Consider the following 19,363-nt stretch of genomic DNA (forward strand, 5'->3'; position numbering starts at 1 on the left):
GCGTGGGGACGGCGGGACCCTTGCGGAGGCGGGGCTGGGGATTCACCGTCATTGCCGTCACGTCTCCCGTTCTACACTGCCGACCCAAAACATCCTATTTCGGACACGCCGCCGGTCCTGCGGGTGAGGCACGCCCCGGCCCGGTGGGAGGCCCGGGGAATATCGCCCCACTTGCCGCGAATCAGCACCGGTACAGCTTACGTTGTACAACGTCCGGGACCGTGTCGGGGTGTTACACACCCGGGAACCGTCACGCTCTTGGCATCAACACCCCCGGGCGGCACGGGACTTGACCGAAACACGGCACCCGGGCGCGGTGGGCCGACCGTGCGTGCCCGGCTCCGGTCCGCGCCACCGCCGAGGCCCCCGCGCGCTCCCACAGGGGCCCTCGCCGGCCGGACGGAACCGCGACTACCTGCCGGTCTCCTTCTCGTACGCCCGCAGGACCTCGTCCGTGGGCCCGTCCATCAGCAGTTCGCCCTTCTCCAGCCACAGGACGCGGTCGCAGGTGTCCCTGATCGACTTGTTGCTGTGGCTGACCAGGAAGACCGTGCCGGCCTCCTTGCGCAACTCCCGGATGCGCTCCTCGGAGCGGATCTGGAACTTGCGGTCGCCGGTGGCCAGTGCCTCGTCGATCATCAGCACGTCGTGGTTCTTGGCGGCGGCGATCGCGAAACGGAGCCGGGCGCCCATGCCCGAGGAATATGTCCGCATGGGAAGGGTGATGAAGTCGCCCTTCTCGTTGATGCCGGAGAAGTCGACGATGTCCTGGTAGCGCTCGCGGATCTCCTCGCGCGACATGCCCATGGCCAGCCCGCCGAGGATGACGTTGCGCTCGCCGGTCAGGTCGCCCATCAGGGCCGCGTTGACGCCCAGCAGCGAGGGCTGGCCGTCGGTGTAGACCTTGCCCTTCTCCGTGGGCAGCAGGCCCGCGATGGCGCGCAGCAGGGTCGACTTGCCGGAGCCGTTGGTGCCGATCAGGCCGATGGCCTCGCCCCGGTACGCGGTGAAGGACACCCCGCGCACGGCGTGCACCTTGCGCACGCCACGGGACTCGCCCTTCTCGCGGCGCAGGATCCGGCTGAGCGCCGCGGTGGCGCTGCCCTTCCCGCCCCCTCCGCCGTTGACCCGGTACACGATGTGCACGTCGTCGGCGATGACGGTGGGGATCCGCGCGCCGTCGGCGGCGGCGGTCGCGGTCACGTCCTCGGTGTGATCAGCCACGGCCGTACCGCTCCTCTGCCTTCCAGAAGTACACGAACCCGGCCACCCCGACCAGGACGGCCCACAGCAGGCCCGCGAGCCAGACGTGGGAGGGCAGGTTCTCCGAGCCGTACCCGTCGATCAGGGCGAACCGGATCAGGTCCATGTAGATGGCCGCCGGGTTGTACATCAGGACGTCGGCGATCCAGGCCGGCTTGTCCTGGAGCATGATCGGGATCGAGAACATCACGCCCGAGCCGTACATCCAGGTGCGCATGACGAAGGGCATCAGCTGCGCGAGGTCGGGGGTCTTGCTGCCGAGCCGGGCCATGATCAGCGACAGGCCGACGTTGAAGAGGAACTGCAGCGCCAGCGCCGGGAGGATCAGCAGCCAGCTCATCGAGGGGTAGCTGCCGAACGCCGCCGCGATCACGAACAGCACGACCATCGAGAACATCAGTTGCTGGAGCTGCTGCAGCGCGAAGGAGATGGGCAGCGAGGCGCGCGGGAAGTGCAGGGCCCGCACCAGCCCCAGGTTGCCCGAGATCGCCCGCACACCGGACATGACGGACGTCTGCGTGAACATGAAGACGAAGACACCCGTCACCAGGAACGGGATGTAGACGTCCTTCTCCATGCCGCGGCCGGCGTTCAGGATCAGGCCGAAGATGAGGAAGTAGACCGCCGCGTTGAGCAGCGGTGTCGCCACCTGCCAGAGCTGGCCGAGCTTGGCCTGGCTGTACTGGGCCGTGAGCTTCGCCTGGGAGAAGGCCAGGATGAAGTGACGGCGCCCCCACAGCTGCCGGACGTACTCGGCCAGACCGGGCCGGGCACCGCTGACCGACAGGCCGTACTTGGCGGCCAGTTCCGCCGCGGACAGGCCCGCGTCCGGAGATGGCGGGGCGGTCACGGCGATCGCTCCGTCATGGGTTGTCTCACTCACAAGTTGAAACTTTCGTGTCCAAGATGCGCGGCAGATGGGGGGCGGGCGGGTCAGGTGGCGGCCGGGCCCCGGTTGCCCCGTGCTTGTCGGTGACGAGCTTGTCAGATTCCGAGCTTGTCAGATGACGGGTGGGCGGCCCAGTCTCGTCAGGCGCCACACCGTACGCCACCTCATGGGCCGGCGCGGCCCGCACGGAGACGTCCAGCCCTCCTTGAACCCGCCGAACCAGGCCTTGAGCGCCGGCATCGAGGGGCGCCGGGCCAGCGTGAGCAGCAGCCAGACACCGAGGTAGAGCGGCACCAGCGGCGCGGGCAGGTTGCGGCGCGCCAGCCAGACACGGTTGCGGGCGATCATGCGGTGGTAGACGGCGTGCCGGGAGGGCGCGGTCGTCGGGTGGAAGAGGACCATGTCCGCGCGGTAGTCGATCATCCAGCCGGCGTCGAGCGCCCGCCAGGCGAGGTCGGTCTCCTCGTGCGCGTAGAAGAACTCGTCCGGCAGCCCGCCCACCTCGGCCAGGACCTTCGTCCGCACGGCGTTGGCGCCGCCGAGGAAGGTCGTCACGCGCGAGGAACGCATCGGGTCGGAGGCACGCAGCCGCGGCACGTGGCGGCGCTGGGTGACACCGGTGTCCGGGTCGGCGATCCGGAAGCTGATGATGCCCAGCGCCGGGTCGGCCGTGAACGCCTGGCGGATCAGCTCGGCGGTGTCGGTGTTCGGCAGCAGACCGTCGTCGTCCAGGAACAGCAGGGCGTCCACGTCGGTGCCGCCGGGGCCGAACGCCTCGATGCCGACGTTACGGCCGCCGGGGATGCCCAGGTTCTCCGGGAGGTCGATGGTGCGCACGCCGTCGGGGACGCCCGTGACGGGAGCGCCGTTGCCGACGACGACGACCTCCACCGGGTCGCCGTCCTGCTTGCGGACGGACTCGATGAGTGCGCGGAGGTCGTCGGGGCGGTTGCCCATGGTGATGATGACGGCGCCCAGTTTCATCGGCGTCCTCACTTGAGCCTGCTCGACGCGAGGATGGACACCAGGTGCAGCACGGTCTGGAGCAGCGCGATACCGGCCAGGACCGCGACGCCGAGGCGGGAGAAGAACAGGTCGCCGCGGACCGTGTCGAGGACCGCCAGGACCACGATGAGCAGCGACGCCTCGATGCCGAGGACGAGCCGGTGGAACTTCAGCGCCGCGGCGGCCCTGCGGGCCAGCGCCATACCGGACGAGCGCGGCTCGGCGGCCGACTCCTTGACCGGCGGCAGACCGCCCTGGTGGCGTGCGACGCCGACGAGGTCGGTCTCGGCCTTGATCAGGATGGCGCCGAGGGCGGCGAGGGTGCCGAGGAAGGCCCACAGCCAGTCGATCCGCCCGCTGCCCCACAGGTCGGCGGCGCGCAGGCCGAAGCCGACCAGCACCGCCGCGTCGCACAGGTAGGCGCCCACGCGGTCCAGGTACACCCCGCCGAGCGAGAACTGCTTCTTCCAGCGGGCGACCTCGCCGTCGACGCAGTCGAGGAGCAGGTAGAGCTGGACCATGAGAGCGCCGAGCAGCGCGCCGGGGATGCCCGGGATCAGCAGGGCCGGCGCGGCGAGGACGCCCGCGACGGTCATCACGTAGGTGAGCTGGTTCGGGGTGACCCGTGTGGTGACCAGCAACCGGGTGATGCGCAGCGAGATCTCGCGCATGTAGAGGCGGCCGCCCCAGTGCTCACCGCTTCGACGGTCCTTCACTCCCGCCGGATGAACGACCGGGCGGAGTTCAGCTACGGATGGTCTTGGCATAGTCGGCGTACGCGTCCCTGATCTGGTCGGTGGACAGGTCGAGGTGCTCGAGGATGGTGAAGCGCCCGGGGCGGGTCTGCGGTGCGTACTCCACGGCCGCGACGAACTCGTCCGGGGAGAACCCGATCTCCTCGGGCAGCACCGGCAGGCCGTGCCGGCGGAGGACCTCGGCGAAGAGCCCTGACTGCTCGTGGGCGCCGCGCAGGTGCATCGCGAAGGCGGCCCCGAGTCCGACCTGCTCGCCGTGGAGCGCGGCGCGCGCCGGGTGCAGCAGGTCGAAGGCGTGGGAGATCTCGTGGCAGGCACCCGACGCGGGCCGGGTGTCGCCGCTGATCGACATGGCGATGCCGGTCAGGACGAGGGCCTCGGCCAGCACGATGAGGAACTCGTCGTCGGCGACGGTCCCCGGGTGGCGCAGCACCGACTCGCCCGCGGTTCGGGCCATGGCGGCGGCCAGGCCGTCGACCTGCTCCCCCGTGTGCCGGTGGGACAGTTCCCAGTCGGCGATGGCCGAGATGTTCGAGATCGCGTCGCCGATGCCGGAGCGGACGAACCGCGCCGGCGCCTCACGGATGACATCGAGGTCGATGACCATGGCGATCGGCGAGGGGACGCCGTAGGAACCGCGGCCGTTGTCGTTGTCGAGGGTGGAGACCGGCGAGCAGATGCCGTCGTGCGACAGGTTCGTGGCGACCGAGACCATGGGCACGCCGACCCGCGCCGCGGCGTACTTCGCCACGTCGATGATCTTGCCGCCGCCGAGGCCGACCACGGCGTCGTACCGCTTGCCCTTTATGGCGTCGGCGAGGCGCACGGCGGAGTCGATGCTGCCGTCGGCGACCGGATACCAGTCGGCGTCCGGCAGCAGCGGCGCGAGCTTCTCGCGCAGCGCCTGGCCGGAGCCGTTGCTGATCGCCATGGCCAGCTTGCCGGAGGCGGAGATCCGCTGGTCGACCAGGAGGCCGGCCAGGTCGTCCATCGCCCCGCAAGAGATGTCGACGACGACCGGCGAGGGGATCAGCCGGGTCAGTACAGGCACGCGATCTCACGGCCCTTCGCGAGGTCGTCGTGGTTGTCGATCTCGACCCAGCGGATGTCGCCGATGGACTCCACGTCGATCCGGAAGCCGCGGTTGACGAGCTCCTGGTAGCCGTCCTCGTAGTAGAGGTCGGGGTCACGCTCGAAGGTGGCCTTGAGCGCGTCCGCGAGGGGCTCGGCGGCCTCGGGCTCGATGAGGGTGACACCGATGTACTCGCCGGTGGCGGTGGCCGGGTCCATCAGCTTGGTGATGCGGCGTACGCCCTGGCCGTCGACGATGACCTTCATCTCCTCGTCGGCGAGGTTCTTCACCGTGTCGAGGGCGAGGATGATCCGCTTCCCCTCACCGCGGGCGGCGAGGAGGTCCCGCTCGACGGAGACCGGGTGCACGGTGTCGCCGTTGGCGAGGATGACGCCCTGCTTCAGGACGTCACGGGCGCACCACAGGGAGTAGGCGTTGTTCCACTCCTCGGCCTTGTCGTTGTCGATCAGGGTGAGCTTCAGACCGTAGGCGGCCTCCAGCTCGGCCTTGCGCGCGTAGACGGCTTCCTTGCGGTAGCCCACGACGATGGCGGCCTCGGTGAGGCCCACGGCGGCGAAGTTGGCGAGGGTCAGGTCGAGGACCGTCTTCTCGCCGTCGACGGGCACGAGGGCCTTCGGGAGCGTGTCGGTGTAGGGGCGCAGACGCCGTCCGGCACCGGCTGCGAGTACGAGGCCGATCATGCGGGTTCTCCTTCGTCATGTACTGCGGGTGCTCCGGAGGACACCCAGAAGCGGATGGACTCCACGAGCACGACCAGCGCGACGGCCACCGCGAGGGCGGTGAGCCCGAGGGTGAAGTGGCTCCCGGTCGCCAGGACCGTGGCGAGGACCGCCACCACCAGCGTGCGGCCCTCGTGGCCGCCGATCGTCCGCACCAGCCACGCGGGCGGCGCGCCGGTGCCGCCGCGGATGCGGTAGACCGTGTCGTAGTGATGGTAGGCGACGGCCGCCACCAGGCCGAATGCGGCGGGAAGCGCCTGCGGGGCGTCCGAGCGCGCGGCCAGGACCAGGATCGTGACGTACTCGGCGGCCCGGAAGACGGGCGGGACGAGCCAGTCGAGGACGCCCTTGAGGGGGCGGGCCACGGCAAGTCCGGAGGTGACCGCGTACCCGAGGGCGGCGACCACGGGCCAGGGGCCGCCGGACGGCGCGAGGGCGGCGGTGGCGACGACGGCGGCGGCTCCGGTCAGGGCGGTGACGGGCGCCAGGGTCCGGGGGGCCTTCTTGAACGCCTCCGCGAAGCCCTGGGCGAGCGGCCCGGAGTCGGCGAGGTCGGCCAGGGCATGGGCGGCACGGGCGGTGCGGCGGGCCTTGCGGGTGAGCGACCGCAGGAGGCGGCCGGCGGTGGTGTAGCAGGCGGCGAAGGCGCAGCCGATCAGCAGGGCCCAGAAGACGACGCGGGGCGTGGTGACGGCCGTCAGGACGGCGATCATGGCCCAGCGTTCGCCGATGGGCAGGACTATCATCCGGCGCACCCAGACCGTCCAGCCCCGGGCGTCGAGCTTGTCGGACAGCGCGGCCGTCGGGCTGGTGTTCGCCGTGGCGTCGTGGTTGGCCTCGTTGAAGGAGAAGTCCACGACGTGGCGGCAGGTCTGCAGGACCATCGCGCCGAGCGCCAGCGCCCATACGTCGTCCCCGCCGCGCGCGGCGCCGAGGGCGAGGCCCGCGTAGTAGGCGTACTCCTTGGCCCGGTCGAAGGTCGCGTCCAGCCAGGCGCCCATCGTGGAGTACTGCAGCGAGTAGCGGGCGAGCTGCCCGTCGGTGCAGTCCAGCACGAACGAGAAGAGGAGCAGCAGTCCGGCGGCGACGTAGCCGCCGCGCGTGCCGGTCGCCGCGCATCCGGCCGCGACGAGCGCGGTGAGGAGGGAGGCGGTGGTGACCTGGTTGGGCGTGAGGCCCCGGCGGGCGCACCAGCGGGCGATGTAGCGCGAGTACGGGCTGATGAAGAAGGTGGTGAAGAAACCGTCCCGCGCCTTCACGGCGGAGCGGAGGCGTACGGCCTCGTCGTCGACGGCCTCGACGGCGTCCCGCGTCTCCTTGCGGCCCTGCGGGTCGACGGGCACGGCGGCGACCAGCGACCCGAGCTCGGGCCGGTGCACCTGGACCCCGTCGGCCGCCAGCGCCTCGGCGAGACGGTCGGGGAGGGTGACGACACCCTGGCCGGGGCCGGGGTGACCGGCCGTCGTGGCGGCGGTGGCCGCCTCGGTGCCCCCGGTGGCCCGCGCCCGCACGGCCGTGCCTGGCGCGTCGCCCGTGAGCCCGGGCGGGGCGGTGGCGGGCGAGCCGTCGGCACGGTCCGCGTCGGCGACGAGCGCCGTGCCGACGCCGTCGTCCGCGCCCTGGACGGCCGGGTTCCGGTTGCCGCCGGCCGGCGTCGTGGCTGTGGCGGCTTCGCCGGCCGTGGCCGCGGGTGAGCCGGTGGGGGTGTCGCCGGACCCGCCCGGCGCGGTGCCGGCACCGGCGGAAGGCCGGGGCGCGGCGGACGTCGCGGGTGTCAGCGCGCGGGTCAGGGCGGGGCGGGCCTCCGGCTGGGCCGTGAGGGCGCCGGGGGCCGTGGCCGCCGGGAAGCGGGGGTCCGTCAGGGCGAGGCGCAGTGCGTGGACGTGGCCCACGAACCTCGGGTCGACGACCGCGACCCGCTCAGCGGCCGGGACGGCGGCGAGCAGCGCGGCGGTCTCCCGCTCGTCGGCGGCGACCCGGACGTCGAAGCCCAGCGACCGCAGATCGCCCTCGAGCGGCGATCCGGGTACCGGAGGACCGGTGAGGATGGCGGTCGACAGACGAACTCACTCCTTGGAGCTGAACAGGGCTGGTGCACGGTGGCTCGGCCCGGTCGGGCGGCGGCACGTCGGCAGAGGCTATCGGATGAACGGAAGCGGAAGTTCATTGAGGTTTCCCGGCATCCGACGGCCGTCGGCCAGGACGCGATCATCATCGTCGATGGGCACCTCACCCCACAAACCGCGGGTGCCGACCGCCTAGTCTGGCCGTCATGACGTGGTTGATCACAGGCGGTACGGGATATATCGGCGCCCATGTGGCCCTGGCGATGGCGGAGGCGGGCGAGCGGGTCGTCGTCCTCGACGACGTCTCGTCGGGCGTTCCGGAGCGGCTGCCCGCCGGCATTCCGCTGGTGCTCGGCTCGCTGGGCGACCGGGAGCTGGTGGACCGGACGCTGGCCGGGCACGGTGTGACCGGTGTGGTGCATCTCGCGGCCAGGAAGCAGGTCGGGGAGTCGGTCGAGCAGCCGCTGCGCTACTACCGGGAGAACGTGCACGGGCTGACCGTGCTGCTGGAGGCGGCGGTGGCCGCCGGGATCGAGCGGTTCCTGTTCTCCTCCTCGGCCGCCGTGTACGGAGTGCCGGACGTGGAGCTGATCGACGAGGACACCCCTGCGGTGCCGATCAATCCGTACGGGGAGACGAAGCTCGCCGGTGAGTGGCTGGTGCGGGCGACCGGCACGGCGCACGGCATGGCGACGGCATGCCTCCGCTACTTCAACGTGGCCGGGGCCGTACGGCCCGAGCTGGCGGACACCGGGGTGTTCAACATCATTCCGATGTTCTTCGACCGGATCACACGCGGGGAGGCCCCCCGGATCTTCGGTGACGACTATCCGACGCCGGACGGCACCTGCATCCGTGACTACATCCACGTCGCCGACATCGCCGACGCGCACCTCGCCGTCGCCCGCCGTCTCGGCGAGCAGAAGGGCGACCTGACGCTGAACATCGGCCGCGGCGAGGGCGTGTCCGTGCGGCAGCTCGCCGACCTGGTGGCCGAGGTCACCGGAAGCGGCCACGCACCGGTGGTCGAGGGGCGGCGGCCCGGGGACGCGGCGAAGGCCGTCGCGTCGGTCGACCGGATCACCGCGGAACTGGGGTGGACGGCCTCACTCGGTGTGCGCGAGATGGTCGAGTCGGCGTGGGAGGGCTGGTGCCTTCGCCATCCCGAGGCACGCGCCGTGGCTCGTACACGCTGATCGCGCCACCCCGCCGACCACCCTGACCAGCGGACATAACCGCAGGTCAGGGCATATGACAACGGTGTTCAGTACCGGCTTGCGGATACCCCCTACCCGTAGTTCACTGACCGTTGTTGTCGATCAGCGGGAGGCGTCCGATGGGGGCAGGGCACGATCACGGGCACGGCCACGGGCACGGCGGGCCGCCGCCGACGGGGACCGCGGCCGCCGCGTACAAGGGGCGACTGCGGATCGCGCTCACGATCACCCTGGCGGTCATGGCGGCCGAGCTCGTGGGCGGCGTCATGGCCGACTCGCTCGCGCTGATCGCCGACGCCGCGCACATGGCCACCGATGCCGTCGGCCTCGCCATGGCGCTGCTCGCCATCCACTTCGCGGGGCGCCCGGCCGACCAGAGGCGGACGTACGGATTCGCGCGGGCCGAGATCCTGGCCGCGCTCGCCAACTGTCTGCTGCTGCTCGGCGTGGGCGGCTACCTGCTGTTCGAGGCGGTGCAGCGGTTCGTCACGCCGGTTGAGACCAGGGGTGGCGTCGCGATCGCGTTCGCCCTGTTCGGCCTGGTCGCCAACATGGTCTCGCTGTCCCTCCTCGTGCGGGGGCAGAAGGAGAGCCTCAACGTACGGGGCGCGTACCTGGAGGTGCTGGCGGACGCGCTGGGCTCGGTGACCGTGCTGATCTCGGCCGGGATCATCCTGGCCACCGGCTGGCAGGCGGCCGACCCGATCGCGTCCCTGGCGATCGGCCTGATGATCGTTCCGCGCACGCTGAAGCTGCTGCGGGAGACGCTCGACGTGCTGCTGGAGGCGGCCCCCAGGGGCGTGGACATGGGTGAGGTGCGGGCTCACATACTGGCCCTGCCCGGTGTGCAGGACGTCCATGACCTGCACGTATGGACCATTACCTCGGGCATGCCGGTGCTGTCGGCGCATGTGGTGGTGCACCAGGAAGCGCTCGATTCGGTGGGGCACGAGAAGCTGCTGCACGAGCTTCAGGGCTGCCTCGGCGACCACTTCGACGTCGAGCACTGCACGTTCCAGCTCGAGCCGAGCGGTCATGCCGCGCACGAGGCGAGGCTCTGTCACTGACCGCTGCTAGGGTTTTGTTCCGTTGGTCGTACCTGTGAGAGGAGCTGAGGTTGATGACCGTCGCGGTGACGGCCGCCCAGTGCGGCACCCGGTCCAGCATCGACTTCGGCTTCCGGGTTCTCGGCTGACCTGATCTCGTACGTCCTCACACGTACACGTCGGCCGGGGCCCGCTCACTTCCAAGGGTTCCCACGTTGTCCGACAACGCTCTGTACGACGCTTTCTTCGCCCTGCACCACGGTCTGCCGCGGCAGGGCCCCGGCTCCGACGACACCACCCGCCGGCTCCTCTCCCTCGCGTGCCTCGCCGGTCCGCTGCCCGAGCGGCCGCGCGTGCTGGACCTGGGCTGCGGCCCCGGCCGGTCCGCGCTGCTGCTGGCCGCGGAGGCCGGCGCGGACGTGACCGCCGTCGACCTGCACGCGCCGTTCCTGGCCGAGCTGCGGCAGGCCGCCGCCGCCCGCGGGCTGGGGGACGCCGTCCACACCGTCGAGGGCGACATGGGCGCGCTCCCCCACCCCGACGGGTCGTTCGACCTGGTGTGGGCGGAGAGCTCGGCGTACGCGATCGGTTTCGACCGCGCACTGCGTTCCTGGCGGCGGCTGCTATCCCCCGGCGGGACGCTGGTCGTCACCGAGTGCGAGTGGACCACCGACGATCCGAGCCCGGAGGCACGCGCCTTCTGGGACCGGCACTACGCGCTGCGCACCCCCGCGGCGAACACCGCGGCGGCCGTCGGCGCCGGTTACCACGTGATCGGGTCGTACCCCCAGCCCGAGAGTGACTGGGACGAGTACTACGGACCGCTCGGTGAGCGGGCCGACGCGGCCGACCCCGCCGCACCGGGCATGACCGAGGCACTCGCCGCGACCCGCGGGGAGATCGCGATGCGCCGGGAGCACGGCGGGGAGTACGGGTACACGGGCTACGTGCTGCGGCCGGCCGACCCCCGTTGGCGTACGCGGCCGGAGACCGGCGCGGACGCCGCGGCCGTACGCGCGGTCACCGCCACCGCGTTCCGGACGGAGGCGGAGGCCCAGCTCGTCGACCGGCTCCGCGAGGACCCCTCCGCGTGGCTGCCGGGCCTCTCGTACGTCGCGGAGGCCCCGGACGGCACGATCGCCGCGTACGCGCTGATCACCCGGTGCCGTGTCGGAGGCTCCCCGGCCGCCGCACTGGCGCCGGTCGCGGTCGCGCCCGCGTACCAGCGGCAGGGCGCCGGGCAGGCCGTGGTCCGTGCGGTGCTGGACGCGGCACGGCTGGCGGGCGAACGGCTGGTGCTGGTCCTCGGTCATCCGGAGTACTACCCGAGGTTCGGTTTCGTGCCCGCGTCGAGGCACGGGATCAGGCCGTCCTTCGACGTACCGGACGAGGCCATGATGGCGCTCGACCTGGACGGTTACCGGGAAGTGCCGAGGGGCACGATCCACTATCCGTCGGCATTCGGCGTCTGATCCGACATAACGGGTGCGGGTCGTCGTGTGCCGACAAGCGGCTTTTGTACGGCAGACTGAGGCGTGCCCCACAGGGCCGAGAACCGAAGCGAAGGATGGTTATGCCGACCACACCAGCCACCGCGGCGAACAGCTCGTCGAACGGAACCGCGCCGTCGATCATGCTCGAACTGGTCGACGAGAACGGCACCACCATCGGCACCGCGGAGAAGCTGGCCGCCCACCAGGCGCCCGGGCAACTGCACCGGGCGTTCTCGGTGTTCCTCTTCGACGAGGAGGGGCGGCTGCTGCTGCAGCGGCGGGCGCTGGGGAAGTACCACTCCCCCGGTGTCTGGTCGAACACATGCTGCGGGCATCCGTATCCGGGCGAGGCGCCGTTCGCGGCGGCCGCCCGGCGCGTCCACGAGGAGCTCGGGGTGTCGCCGTCGCTGCTGGCGGAGGCGGGAACGGTCCGCTACAACCATCCGGACCCCGAGTCGGGGCTGGTCGAGCAGGAGTTCAACCACCTCTTCGTGGGGATGGTGCAGGCTCCGCTGCGGCCGGATCCGGTGGAGGTGGAGGAGACGGCCTTCGTGACGGCGCGTGAGCTGACCGAGCGGCACGCTTCGGCTCCGTTCTCCGCCTGGTTCATGACCGTGCTGGACGCCGCGCGCCCAGCGATCAAGGAGCTGACAGGGGAGACCGGGGGCTGGTGACCGTCGGCCCGTCCGGGCCGGCCGGTCCCTCGCCCGTCGGGGGCCCGGCCGGTACCGGGGGCGCGGAGGGCAGCGGTGACCCGGTCGGCACCGGCGAGACGGCCGGTACCGCAGGTACGGCCGGTACAGGGGATACGGCCGGTACGGTCGTCACCACCGGCACGGCGGGTGGCAGCGGTGCGGGTGGTGCCCCGGGTCTCAGAGGCAGGGCCGCCCAGATGATCTTTCCGCCGCTCGGGGTGTGCTCGACGTCGCACTCTCCGCCCGCCTCCTTCGTGATCTCCCGCACCAGCAGCAGGCCACGCCCGCCCGTGCGGCCGTAGTCGGCCTCCAGCGCCTTGGGGCGGTACGGGTGGTTGTCCTCCACCGACACCCGGATCCACTCCGCGCCGATCGCGACCTCCAGCGCGAGCTCGGGTGAGAGCAGGGCCGCGTGTCGTACGGCGTTGGTCACCAGTTCGGAAACGATCAGCAGCAGGGCGTGGACGGCATCGTCGTGCACCGGCACGCCTTGACGTTTCAGCAAATCCCGTACGGCATGCCTGGCCTGCGGTACGGAGACATCGACGGCGGGAGCCGTGAATCGCCAGACCCCTTCGTACGAGGGAGGCCGGGCCGGGGCGCTCCCGCGGCTCTCCATGGTCCGATTTCCACCCTCGTGCTCGATTGTCGCCACGTCATCGAGTGTTGGTACGTCACGGACCCGGCCAGGGCTACTGACCAGAAGTCAACAGCTATTCGACGGCTTTTGACGGTACACGCACAAGGAAGTCCCGGGTTCGACCGTTCCTGCTCCTTCTTGATCGGACGCCTGGCCCGGCCGGATAGCATCCGGCCCATGGAGCAGCCTGAGCTGGAGCAGTCCGTCACCGACGGTGTCGCCACCCTCGTCATCAGCAACCCCACCAAGCGCAATGCCATGACGGCCGGGATGTGGCGCGCACTGCCCGAGCTGCTCGCCTCGCTGGCCGCCGACCGGAGCGTGAGGATGCTGGTGCTGACCGGCGCGGGCTCCACGTTCTGCGCCGGAGCCGACATCGCCTCGCTCGGCGAGCCGGGCGACCGGCAGCAGTCCCTCGCCGTGCGCGCCGAGGAGGCGCTGGCCGCGTTCCCCAAGCCGACGCTCGCCGCCGTACGCGGCTACTGCGTGGGCGGCGGCAGCCAGCTCGCCGCCGCCTGCGACCTGCGGTTCGCGGAGGAGGGGGCTCTCTTCGGCGTCACTCCGGCGAAGCTCGGCATCGTCTACCCCTCCTCCTCCACCCGACGGCTCGTGTCCCTGGTGGGGCCGTCGGCCGCCAAGTACCTGCTGTTCTCGGGCGAGCTCATCGACACGGAACGGGCGCTGCGCACGGGGCTGGTGGACGAAGTGCTTCCGGCCGGTGAACTGGGCAAGCGGGTCGCGGAGTTCAGCCGGGTCCTCGCCTCCCGCTCGCAGCTGACGCAGGCGGCCGCCAAGGAGTTCGCCGCGGGGCGGACCGACCGGGACGCGTACTGGGCGGAGCAGGCACGCGACAGCGGCGACACCGCCGAGGGTGTCGCCGCCTTCCTGGAGCGGCGGGCGCCGCGCTTCACGTACGGGGTGTGACGCCCCCGGAGTGTCCTGCTCCCGCCGTGCCGACTACCGGCACCCGGCCCATCTCGGCGCGCCAGAACGCGACGATCTCGGCCGGGGCCTTGTCCGGCGAGCCCGCGTCGTACGGGGGCTGGGGGTCGTACTCGGTGAGGAGCTGGATGATCTGGGCGTGCCGGTCGCCGGCGATCCGGCCGACCAGGTGCAGGCCCATGTCGATGCCGGACGAGACGCCGGCGGCCGTGACGTACTTGCCGTCGAAGACGACCCGCTCCCCCGTCGGGTCGGCTCCGTGCCCCTTCAGCACGTCCAGCGCGAGCCAGTGGCTGGTGGCGCGGCGGCCCTTCAGCAGGCCGGCGGCGGCCAGGATCAGTGAGCCGGTGCACACCGAGGTGGTCCAGGTGCTGGTGGCGTCGGCCGTGCGGAGCCAGTCGAGGGTCTCCTCGTCACGCATGACCGGTTCCCAGTCACCGGCGCCGGGGACGAGGACGATGTCCGGGCTCGGGACCTCGGAAAGGGTGCGATCGGCGACGAGGGCGAGGTTGCCCTGGTCGTTGCGGACGGGGCCGGCCTCCTTGGCGACGAAGACGGTCTCGGCGTCGGGCAGGCGGCTGAGTATCTCGAACGGTCCGACGGCGTCGAGGGTGGTGAAGCCGGGGTAGAGCAGGATGGCGATCCGCATGGGCGTGTCGTCCTTTCAGTGGGCGGGTACGGGGGGCGCGTGGAAACGGCGCCGGTATTCGGCGGGCGGGGTTCCGAGTGCCTTGACGAAGGCGCGGCGCATCGCCTCGGGCGTGCCGTAGCCGGCCGCGCGGGCGACCTCGTGGACGCCGCTGCCGGTGTCCTCCAGGAGGCGGCGCGCGTGTTCGAGGCGGACGCGCTCGACGTAGCGGCCCGGGGTGGTGCCGGTCTCGGTCCGGAAGGCGCGGGCGAAGTGACGCGGCGAGAGGCGGGCGCGGGCGGCCAGGGCGTCGACGGACAGGTCGGCGGCCGGATGCTCGGTGATGAACTGCTGGACCTCGCGCAGCGGTTCACGGCGGGCGGTCTGGGCGGCGAGCTGGGCACTGAACTGGGCCTGGTTGCCGGGGCGGCGGAGGAAGACCACCAGGTGGCGGGCGATGACGAGGGCCGCGTCCCGGCCGAGGTCCTCCTCGACGAGGGCGAGCGCCAGGTCGATGCCCGCCGTGACGCCGGCGGACGTGGCGATCTTCCCGTCCCTCACGAAGATCGGGTCCGGGTCGACGTCCACCGCCGGGTGATCGCGGGCGAGATCCTCGCAGTACGCCCAGTGCGTGGTGGCGCGGCGCCCGTCCAGCAGGCCCGCCGCGGCGAGGAGGCCCGCGCCGGTGCAGACGGAGACCAGGCGTTCGGCGCGCGGGGCGTGGACGCGCAGCCAGTCGACCAGGCGCGGGTCGGGGTCCAGGCTGCCCTCGCCTCCGGGAACCAGAAGGGTGTGCGGTCGCGGCGCGTCGGCCAGTGAGCTGTCGGCGGCCAGCCGCAGGCCGCTCTGGGTGCGGACGGGTGCTCCGTCGAGCGAGGCGGTACGGATCGGATACGGATCGGGGGCGCCGGTGACGTGCTGGGCACCGGCGAACACCTCCACCGGTCCGGTGACGTCCAGGCTCTGCACGCCGTCGAAGAGGACGACGAGTACGGGTCGCTGCGTCATGCCCTTCATCCTTGGGGGCGCCGACGCATGGCCGCAATGACGAAGACCCCGCCTTTCCTGCCATCCGCGCCCCGCACCCTGACCACGTACCGACCAGTCGGTAACCTGGCGGTATGACGACTCTGCCGCCGCGCGCCGGACGCCGCTGCCACAACGCCCTGAACCCGTTCCACTCGACGGTGTACTTCTCGCCCGACTTCGCCAAGGAGCTGGCCGCGCTCGGCGTGACGGACTCGAGTGCCGCGTACTTCGCCGGTCGCGCGGCCGCCCTGGGAGCGGTCGGGCCCGGGGTCGTCACGGCGTCCTTCTACAACTTCAACCACGAGCTCGTGGCCCGTCACCTGCCGGCCGTCTGGAACACCGCCTCCCCCGAGGCCGTGCTCGTCGCACGGCTCCGGGCCGCCGACACCACCCTGCGGAGGCTGCTCGGCGACGCCGCGATCCGGTCCGACGAGATGGCGGAGGCCGCCCGGCTCGCCCTGCGGGCCACCGAGGCGTGCACCCGGCACGCCCGCCCGCTGTACGCCGCCCACGCCGACCTCCCGGTGCCCGAGGAACCGCACCTGGCCTACTGGCACGCCGCGACGCTGCTGCGCGAGCACCGCGGGGACGCCCACGTGGCCGCGCTGCTGTCCGCCGGGCTCGACCCGCTGGAGGCCCTGGTCAGCCACACGGCGACCGGCAAGGGCATGGCGCCCCGCTGGATCCTCTCCACGCGCGGCTGGCGACGCGCCGACTGGGACGCCGCGGCCGAGCGGCTGCGCGAGCGCGGCCTGCTGGACGGGGCCGGCGAGCTGACGAGTGCGGGCTCCGCCCTGCGCGCCGAGCTGGAGGACCACACGGACCGCCTGGACGCCGCCCCCTACGAGCACCTCGGCGCGGCGGACGTCGAGCGGCTCACCGAGCTGGCGCGCGGCTTCCTGGGCGCGGCCGTTGCGGCCGGGGCGTTCCCGGAGGGCCTGGCCGGCAAGGGCTGACGTCTCGCCGGACGTTTCGCCGACCGTCCCGCCGGACATTTCGCCGACCGTCCCGCCGGACGTTTCGCCGACCGTCTCGCCGGAGGTTTCGCCGACCGTCTCGCCGGAGGTTCAGCCGAGCGACTCGCCCGGCGCTCCGCCCGACGTTTCGCCGCATTCCGGTGCGGCAATCCGCAAGGGGCAACCGACAGCACACGGAGGTGCCCCTTGCGTACGATCGCCGACTTCTTCCGCATGATCGGTTCGGCCGTCGCCACCGTCGTCACCCTTCCGTTCCGGCTGCTGGCGCGGCTCTTCGGCGGGGCCTCACGGGGCGGGGGCAGGGCGCGCCGCGCCTGACGACGGGGCAGGCGGACAGGTCGCACGGTGACCCGGCAGAATGCAACCTCAAGCTGGTAGGCACGAGAAGGCGAGTCGGGACACCGTGACGACGTCCATCGAAGGCAGGATCGCCGAGGAGCTCGGCGTACGGGAGCGGCAGGTGAGGGCGGCCGTCGAGCTGCTCGACGGCGGGTCGACCGTGCCGTTCATCGCGCGCTACCGCAAGGAAGCGACCGAGATGCTCGACGACGCGCAGCTGCGCACGCTCGAGGAGCGGCTGCGCTATCTGCGGGAGCTGGAGGACCGACGGACCGCCATCCTCGACTCCGTACGCGAGCAGGGCAAGCTCACCGAGGAGCTGGAGGCGAGCATCCGGGCGGCCGAGACCAAGGCTCGCCTGGAGGACATTTATCTGCCGTTCAAGCCGAAGCGGCGCACCAAGGCGCAGATCGCGCGCGAGGCGGGCCTGGAGCCGCTCGCGGAAGGGCTGCTGACCGACCCGTCGGTGGAGCCGCTCGCCGCCGCCGCGGCGTTCGTCGACGCCGACAAGGGCGTGGCCGACCCGGCCGCCGCCCTGGAAGGCGCCCGGGCGATCCTCACCGAGCGGTTCGCGGAGGACGCCGACCTGATCGGCGAACTGCGTGAGCGGATGTGGACGCGTGGGCGGCTGGCCGCGAAGGTACGGGAGGGCAAGGAGGAGGCCGGGGCGAAGTTCGCCGACTACTTCGACTTCGCCGAGCCGTTCACCGAGCTTCCCTCGCACCGGGTGCTGGCGATGCTGCGCGGCGAGAAGGAGGAGGTCCTCGACCTGGTCCTGGAGCCGGAGGAGCCGGTGGAGGGACCGTCCTCGTACGAGGGGATCATCGCCTCCCGGTTCGGGATCTCCCAGCAGGGCCGTCCCGGCGACAAGTGGCTCGGCGAGACCGTCCGCTGGGCGTGGCGCACCCGCGTCCTGGTCCACCTCGGTATCGACCTGAGGCTGCGGCTGCGTACGGCGGCCGAGGACGAGGCGGTACGGGTCTTCGCCGCGAACCTGCGCGACCTGCTGCTCGCGGCACCCGCCGGGACGCGGGCGACGCTCGGGCTCGACCCCGGCTTCCGGACGGGCGTGAAGGTCGCCGTCGTCGACGCCACCGGCAAGGTCGTCGCCACCGACACGATCTACCCGCACGTGCCCGCCAACAAGTGGGACCAGGCGCTGGCCACCCTGGCGCGGCTCGCCGAGGAGCACGCCGTCGAGCTGATCGCCATCGGCAACGGCACGGCGTCCCGCGAGACGGACAAGCTCGCCGGTGAACTGATCGCCAGGCACCCGGAACTCAAGCTCACCAAGGTGATGGTGTCGGAGGCGGGCGCGTCCGTGTACTCGGCGTCCGCGTTCGCCTCGCAGGAACTTCCCGACCTCGACGTCTCGCTGCGCGGCGCCGTCTCGATCGCGCGCCGGCTCCAGGACCCGCTCGCGGAGCTCGTCAAGATCGACCCGAAGTCGATCGGTGTCGGCCAGTACCAGCACGACCTGTCCGAGGTGAAGCTGTCCAGGTCCCTGGACGCGGTGGTGGAGGACTGTGTGAATGGCGTCGGGGTCGACGTCAACACCGCGTCCGCGCCGCTCCTTTCGCGCGTCTCGGGCATCGGGGCGGGCCTCGCCGAGAACATCGTGTCCCACCGGGACGCCAACGGCCCGTTCCGGTCCCGCAAGGCGCTCAAGGACGTGGCGCGGCTCGGCCCCAAGGCGTACGAGCAGTGCGCGGGCTTCCTGCGGATCCGGGGCGGCGACGACCCGCTGGACGCCTCCAGCGTGCACCCCGAGGCGTATCCGGTGGTGCGGCGGATGGTGAAGACGACGGGTGGCGAGGTCGCGTCGCTGATCGGCAACACGTCGGTGCTGCGCTCGCTCCGGGCGGACGACTTCGTGGACGAGACCTTCGGTCTGCCGACGGTCACGGACATCCTGCGGGAGCTGGAGAAGCCGGGGCGCGACCCGCGTCCCGCGTTCAAGACGGCCACCTTCAAGGAGGGCGTCGAGAAGATCGGCGACCTGGAATCGGGAATGGTGTTGGAGGGCGTCGTCACGAACGTGGCCGCCTTCGGTGCCTTCGTGGACGTCGGTGTGCACCAGGACGGGCTCGTACACGTGTCGGCGATGTCCCGGAACTTCGTCAAGGACCCGCGCGAGGTGGTGAAGCCGGGCGACGTGGTGAAGGTGAAGGTGCTGGACGTCGACATCCCGCGCAAGCGCATTTCGCTGACGCTGCGGCTGGACGACACCGCCGCCGACTCGGGCGCCGGCGCGCCGAAGCGTGAGCGGGGCGGCCGGCCTCCGCAGCAGCGCCAGGGCAGCGGTGGTGGCGGTGGCGGCCGTGGTGACCGGCGCGGTGGCGGCGGTGGCGGTGGCGGGGCCAAGGGCGGCGGGCGCGCGTCCCAGGCCCCGGCGCCCGCGAACAGCGCCATGGCGGACGCCCTGCGCAAGGCGGGCCTGCTGGGCGGTGGCACCGGCGGCGGCAAGGGAAAGGCCGACCGCGGCCGGTGAGGTGACGTGACCTTGAGCGCCCGCAGGGCCCCGGCACTCCGTGCGGGGCCCTGCGGGCCTGGGTGGTAGGCCCGGG

18 protein-coding genes and 1 pseudogene are annotated in these 19,363 nt (G+C 71.9%); 9 read left to right on the top strand and 10 right to left on the bottom strand.

Features of this window, described 5'->3' with window-relative positions:
- Positions 1–411 precede the first annotated feature (411 nt).
- The 7 genes from ACZ6C1_RS06460 to ACZ6C1_RS06490 form a co-directional block, all read right to left on the bottom strand.
- Positions 412–1,224, bottom strand: a complete 813-nt coding sequence (locus tag ACZ6C1_RS06460; protein WP_469238278.1) for an ABC transporter ATP-binding protein — start codon at positions 1,222–1,224, stop codon at positions 412–414.
- Positions 1,217–2,146 carry an ABC transporter permease gene (locus ACZ6C1_RS06465; RefSeq protein ID WP_469238280.1) on the bottom strand — a complete coding sequence of 310 codons (930 nt, stop codon included), beginning with the start codon at positions 2,144–2,146 and terminating at the stop codon, positions 1,217–1,219. The genes ACZ6C1_RS06460 and ACZ6C1_RS06465 overlap by 8 nt, the downstream gene beginning before the upstream one ends.
- Positions 2,147–2,263: 117 nt before the next feature.
- Positions 2,264–3,136, bottom strand: a complete 873-nt coding sequence (locus tag ACZ6C1_RS06470; RefSeq protein ID WP_469239054.1) for a glycosyltransferase family 2 protein — start codon at positions 3,134–3,136, stop codon at positions 2,264–2,266.
- An 8-nt stretch (positions 3,137–3,144) separates the two neighbouring features.
- Positions 3,145–3,924 carry a CDP-alcohol phosphatidyltransferase family protein gene (locus ACZ6C1_RS06475; RefSeq protein WP_469238282.1) on the bottom strand — a complete coding sequence of 260 codons (780 nt, stop codon included), beginning with the start codon at positions 3,922–3,924 and terminating at the stop codon, positions 3,145–3,147.
- On the bottom strand, positions 3,902–4,963 hold the full coding sequence (locus ACZ6C1_RS06480; protein ID WP_469238284.1) for an iron-containing alcohol dehydrogenase family protein: 1,062 nt from the start codon (positions 4,961–4,963) through the stop codon (positions 3,902–3,904). The genes ACZ6C1_RS06475 and ACZ6C1_RS06480 overlap by 23 nt, the downstream gene beginning before the upstream one ends.
- Positions 4,951–5,685 (bottom strand): phosphocholine cytidylyltransferase family protein, encoded by a 735-nt coding sequence (locus ACZ6C1_RS06485; RefSeq protein ID WP_469238286.1) that lies wholly within the window; start codon positions 5,683–5,685, stop codon positions 4,951–4,953. Before ACZ6C1_RS06485 ends, ACZ6C1_RS06480 begins: the two co-directional genes overlap by 13 nt.
- A complete protein-coding gene (locus ACZ6C1_RS06490; RefSeq protein WP_469238287.1) occupies positions 5,682–7,616 on the bottom strand; it encodes a DUF5941 domain-containing protein in 1,935 nt (644 codons plus the stop codon). Before ACZ6C1_RS06490 ends, ACZ6C1_RS06485 begins: the two co-directional genes overlap by 4 nt.
- Between ACZ6C1_RS06490 and ACZ6C1_RS06495 the strand changes: the two genes are divergently transcribed.
- The 5 genes from ACZ6C1_RS06495 to idi all read left to right on the top strand — a co-directional run bounded on the left by ACZ6C1_RS06495 (position 7,602) and on the right by idi (position 12,220).
- Entirely contained in the window at positions 7,602–8,000 is a 399-nt protein-coding gene (locus ACZ6C1_RS06495; protein WP_469238289.1) for a hypothetical protein, read from the top strand. The genes ACZ6C1_RS06490 and ACZ6C1_RS06495 overlap by 15 nt on opposite strands.
- Positions 7,997–8,986, top strand: a complete 990-nt coding sequence (gene galE / locus ACZ6C1_RS06500; RefSeq protein ID WP_469238291.1) for a UDP-glucose 4-epimerase GalE — start codon at positions 7,997–7,999, stop codon at positions 8,984–8,986. Before ACZ6C1_RS06495 ends, galE begins: the two co-directional genes overlap by 4 nt.
- 140 nt (positions 8,987–9,126) lie before the next feature.
- The gene (locus ACZ6C1_RS06505; protein ID WP_469238293.1) at positions 9,127–10,074 is read left to right on the top strand and encodes a cation diffusion facilitator family transporter; all 948 of its coding nucleotides are present in this window, start codon (positions 9,127–9,129) and stop codon (positions 10,072–10,074) included.
- A 194-nt stretch (positions 10,075–10,268) separates the two neighbouring features.
- Positions 10,269–11,525: a GNAT family N-acetyltransferase gene (locus ACZ6C1_RS06510; protein WP_469238295.1), complete on the top strand. Its 1,257-nt coding sequence runs from the start codon at positions 10,269–10,271 to the stop codon at positions 11,523–11,525.
- A 101-nt stretch (positions 11,526–11,626) separates the two neighbouring features.
- Positions 11,627–12,220, top strand: a complete 594-nt coding sequence (idi, locus tag ACZ6C1_RS06515) for an isopentenyl-diphosphate Delta-isomerase (RefSeq protein WP_469238297.1) — start codon at positions 11,627–11,629, stop codon at positions 12,218–12,220.
- Positions 12,221–12,413: 193 nt separating this feature from the next.
- Here the strand turns inward: idi and ACZ6C1_RS06520 are convergent.
- Positions 12,414–12,860: pseudogene (locus tag ACZ6C1_RS06520) on the bottom strand (ATP-binding protein); the annotation flags it as partial.
- Positions 12,861–13,058: 198 nt separating this feature from the next.
- Between ACZ6C1_RS06520 and ACZ6C1_RS06525 the strand changes: the two are divergent.
- Entirely contained in the window at positions 13,059–13,805 is a 747-nt protein-coding gene (locus ACZ6C1_RS06525; RefSeq protein ID WP_469238299.1) for an enoyl-CoA hydratase/isomerase family protein, read from the top strand.
- Here the strand turns inward: ACZ6C1_RS06525 and ACZ6C1_RS06530 are convergent.
- Both ACZ6C1_RS06530 and ACZ6C1_RS06535 read right to left on the bottom strand, forming a co-directional pair.
- Positions 13,789–14,472 carry a DJ-1/PfpI family protein gene (locus ACZ6C1_RS06530; protein WP_469238301.1) on the bottom strand — a complete coding sequence of 228 codons (684 nt, stop codon included), beginning with the start codon at positions 14,470–14,472 and terminating at the stop codon, positions 13,789–13,791. The two genes, ACZ6C1_RS06525 and ACZ6C1_RS06530, sit on opposite strands and share 17 nt — an antisense overlap.
- 15 nt (positions 14,473–14,487) lie before the next feature.
- Positions 14,488–15,459, bottom strand: coding sequence for a GlxA family transcriptional regulator (locus ACZ6C1_RS06535; protein ID WP_469238303.1), 972 nt, complete (start codon positions 15,457–15,459; stop codon positions 14,488–14,490).
- Between the two features lie 113 nt (positions 15,460–15,572).
- Here ACZ6C1_RS06535 and ACZ6C1_RS06540 point away from each other — a divergent pair, with 113 nt between their 5' ends.
- The 3 genes from ACZ6C1_RS06540 (at position 15,573) to ACZ6C1_RS06550 (ending at position 19,287) form a co-directional block, all read left to right on the top strand.
- Positions 15,573–16,436, top strand: a complete 864-nt coding sequence (locus ACZ6C1_RS06540; protein WP_469238304.1) for an SCO6745 family protein — start codon at positions 15,573–15,575, stop codon at positions 16,434–16,436.
- Positions 16,437–16,643: 207 nt separating this feature from the next.
- Positions 16,644–16,775, top strand: coding sequence for an LPFR motif small protein (locus tag ACZ6C1_RS06545; protein WP_260604312.1), 132 nt, complete (start codon positions 16,644–16,646; stop codon positions 16,773–16,775).
- 85 nt (positions 16,776–16,860) lie between these two features.
- Positions 16,861–19,287, top strand: a complete 2,427-nt coding sequence (locus ACZ6C1_RS06550) for a Tex family protein (RefSeq protein ID WP_469238307.1) — start codon at positions 16,861–16,863, stop codon at positions 19,285–19,287.
- The last annotated feature ends 76 nt before the right edge of the window (positions 19,288–19,363 follow it).

The organism is Streptomyces sp. NPDC041796 (assembly GCF_055590785.1).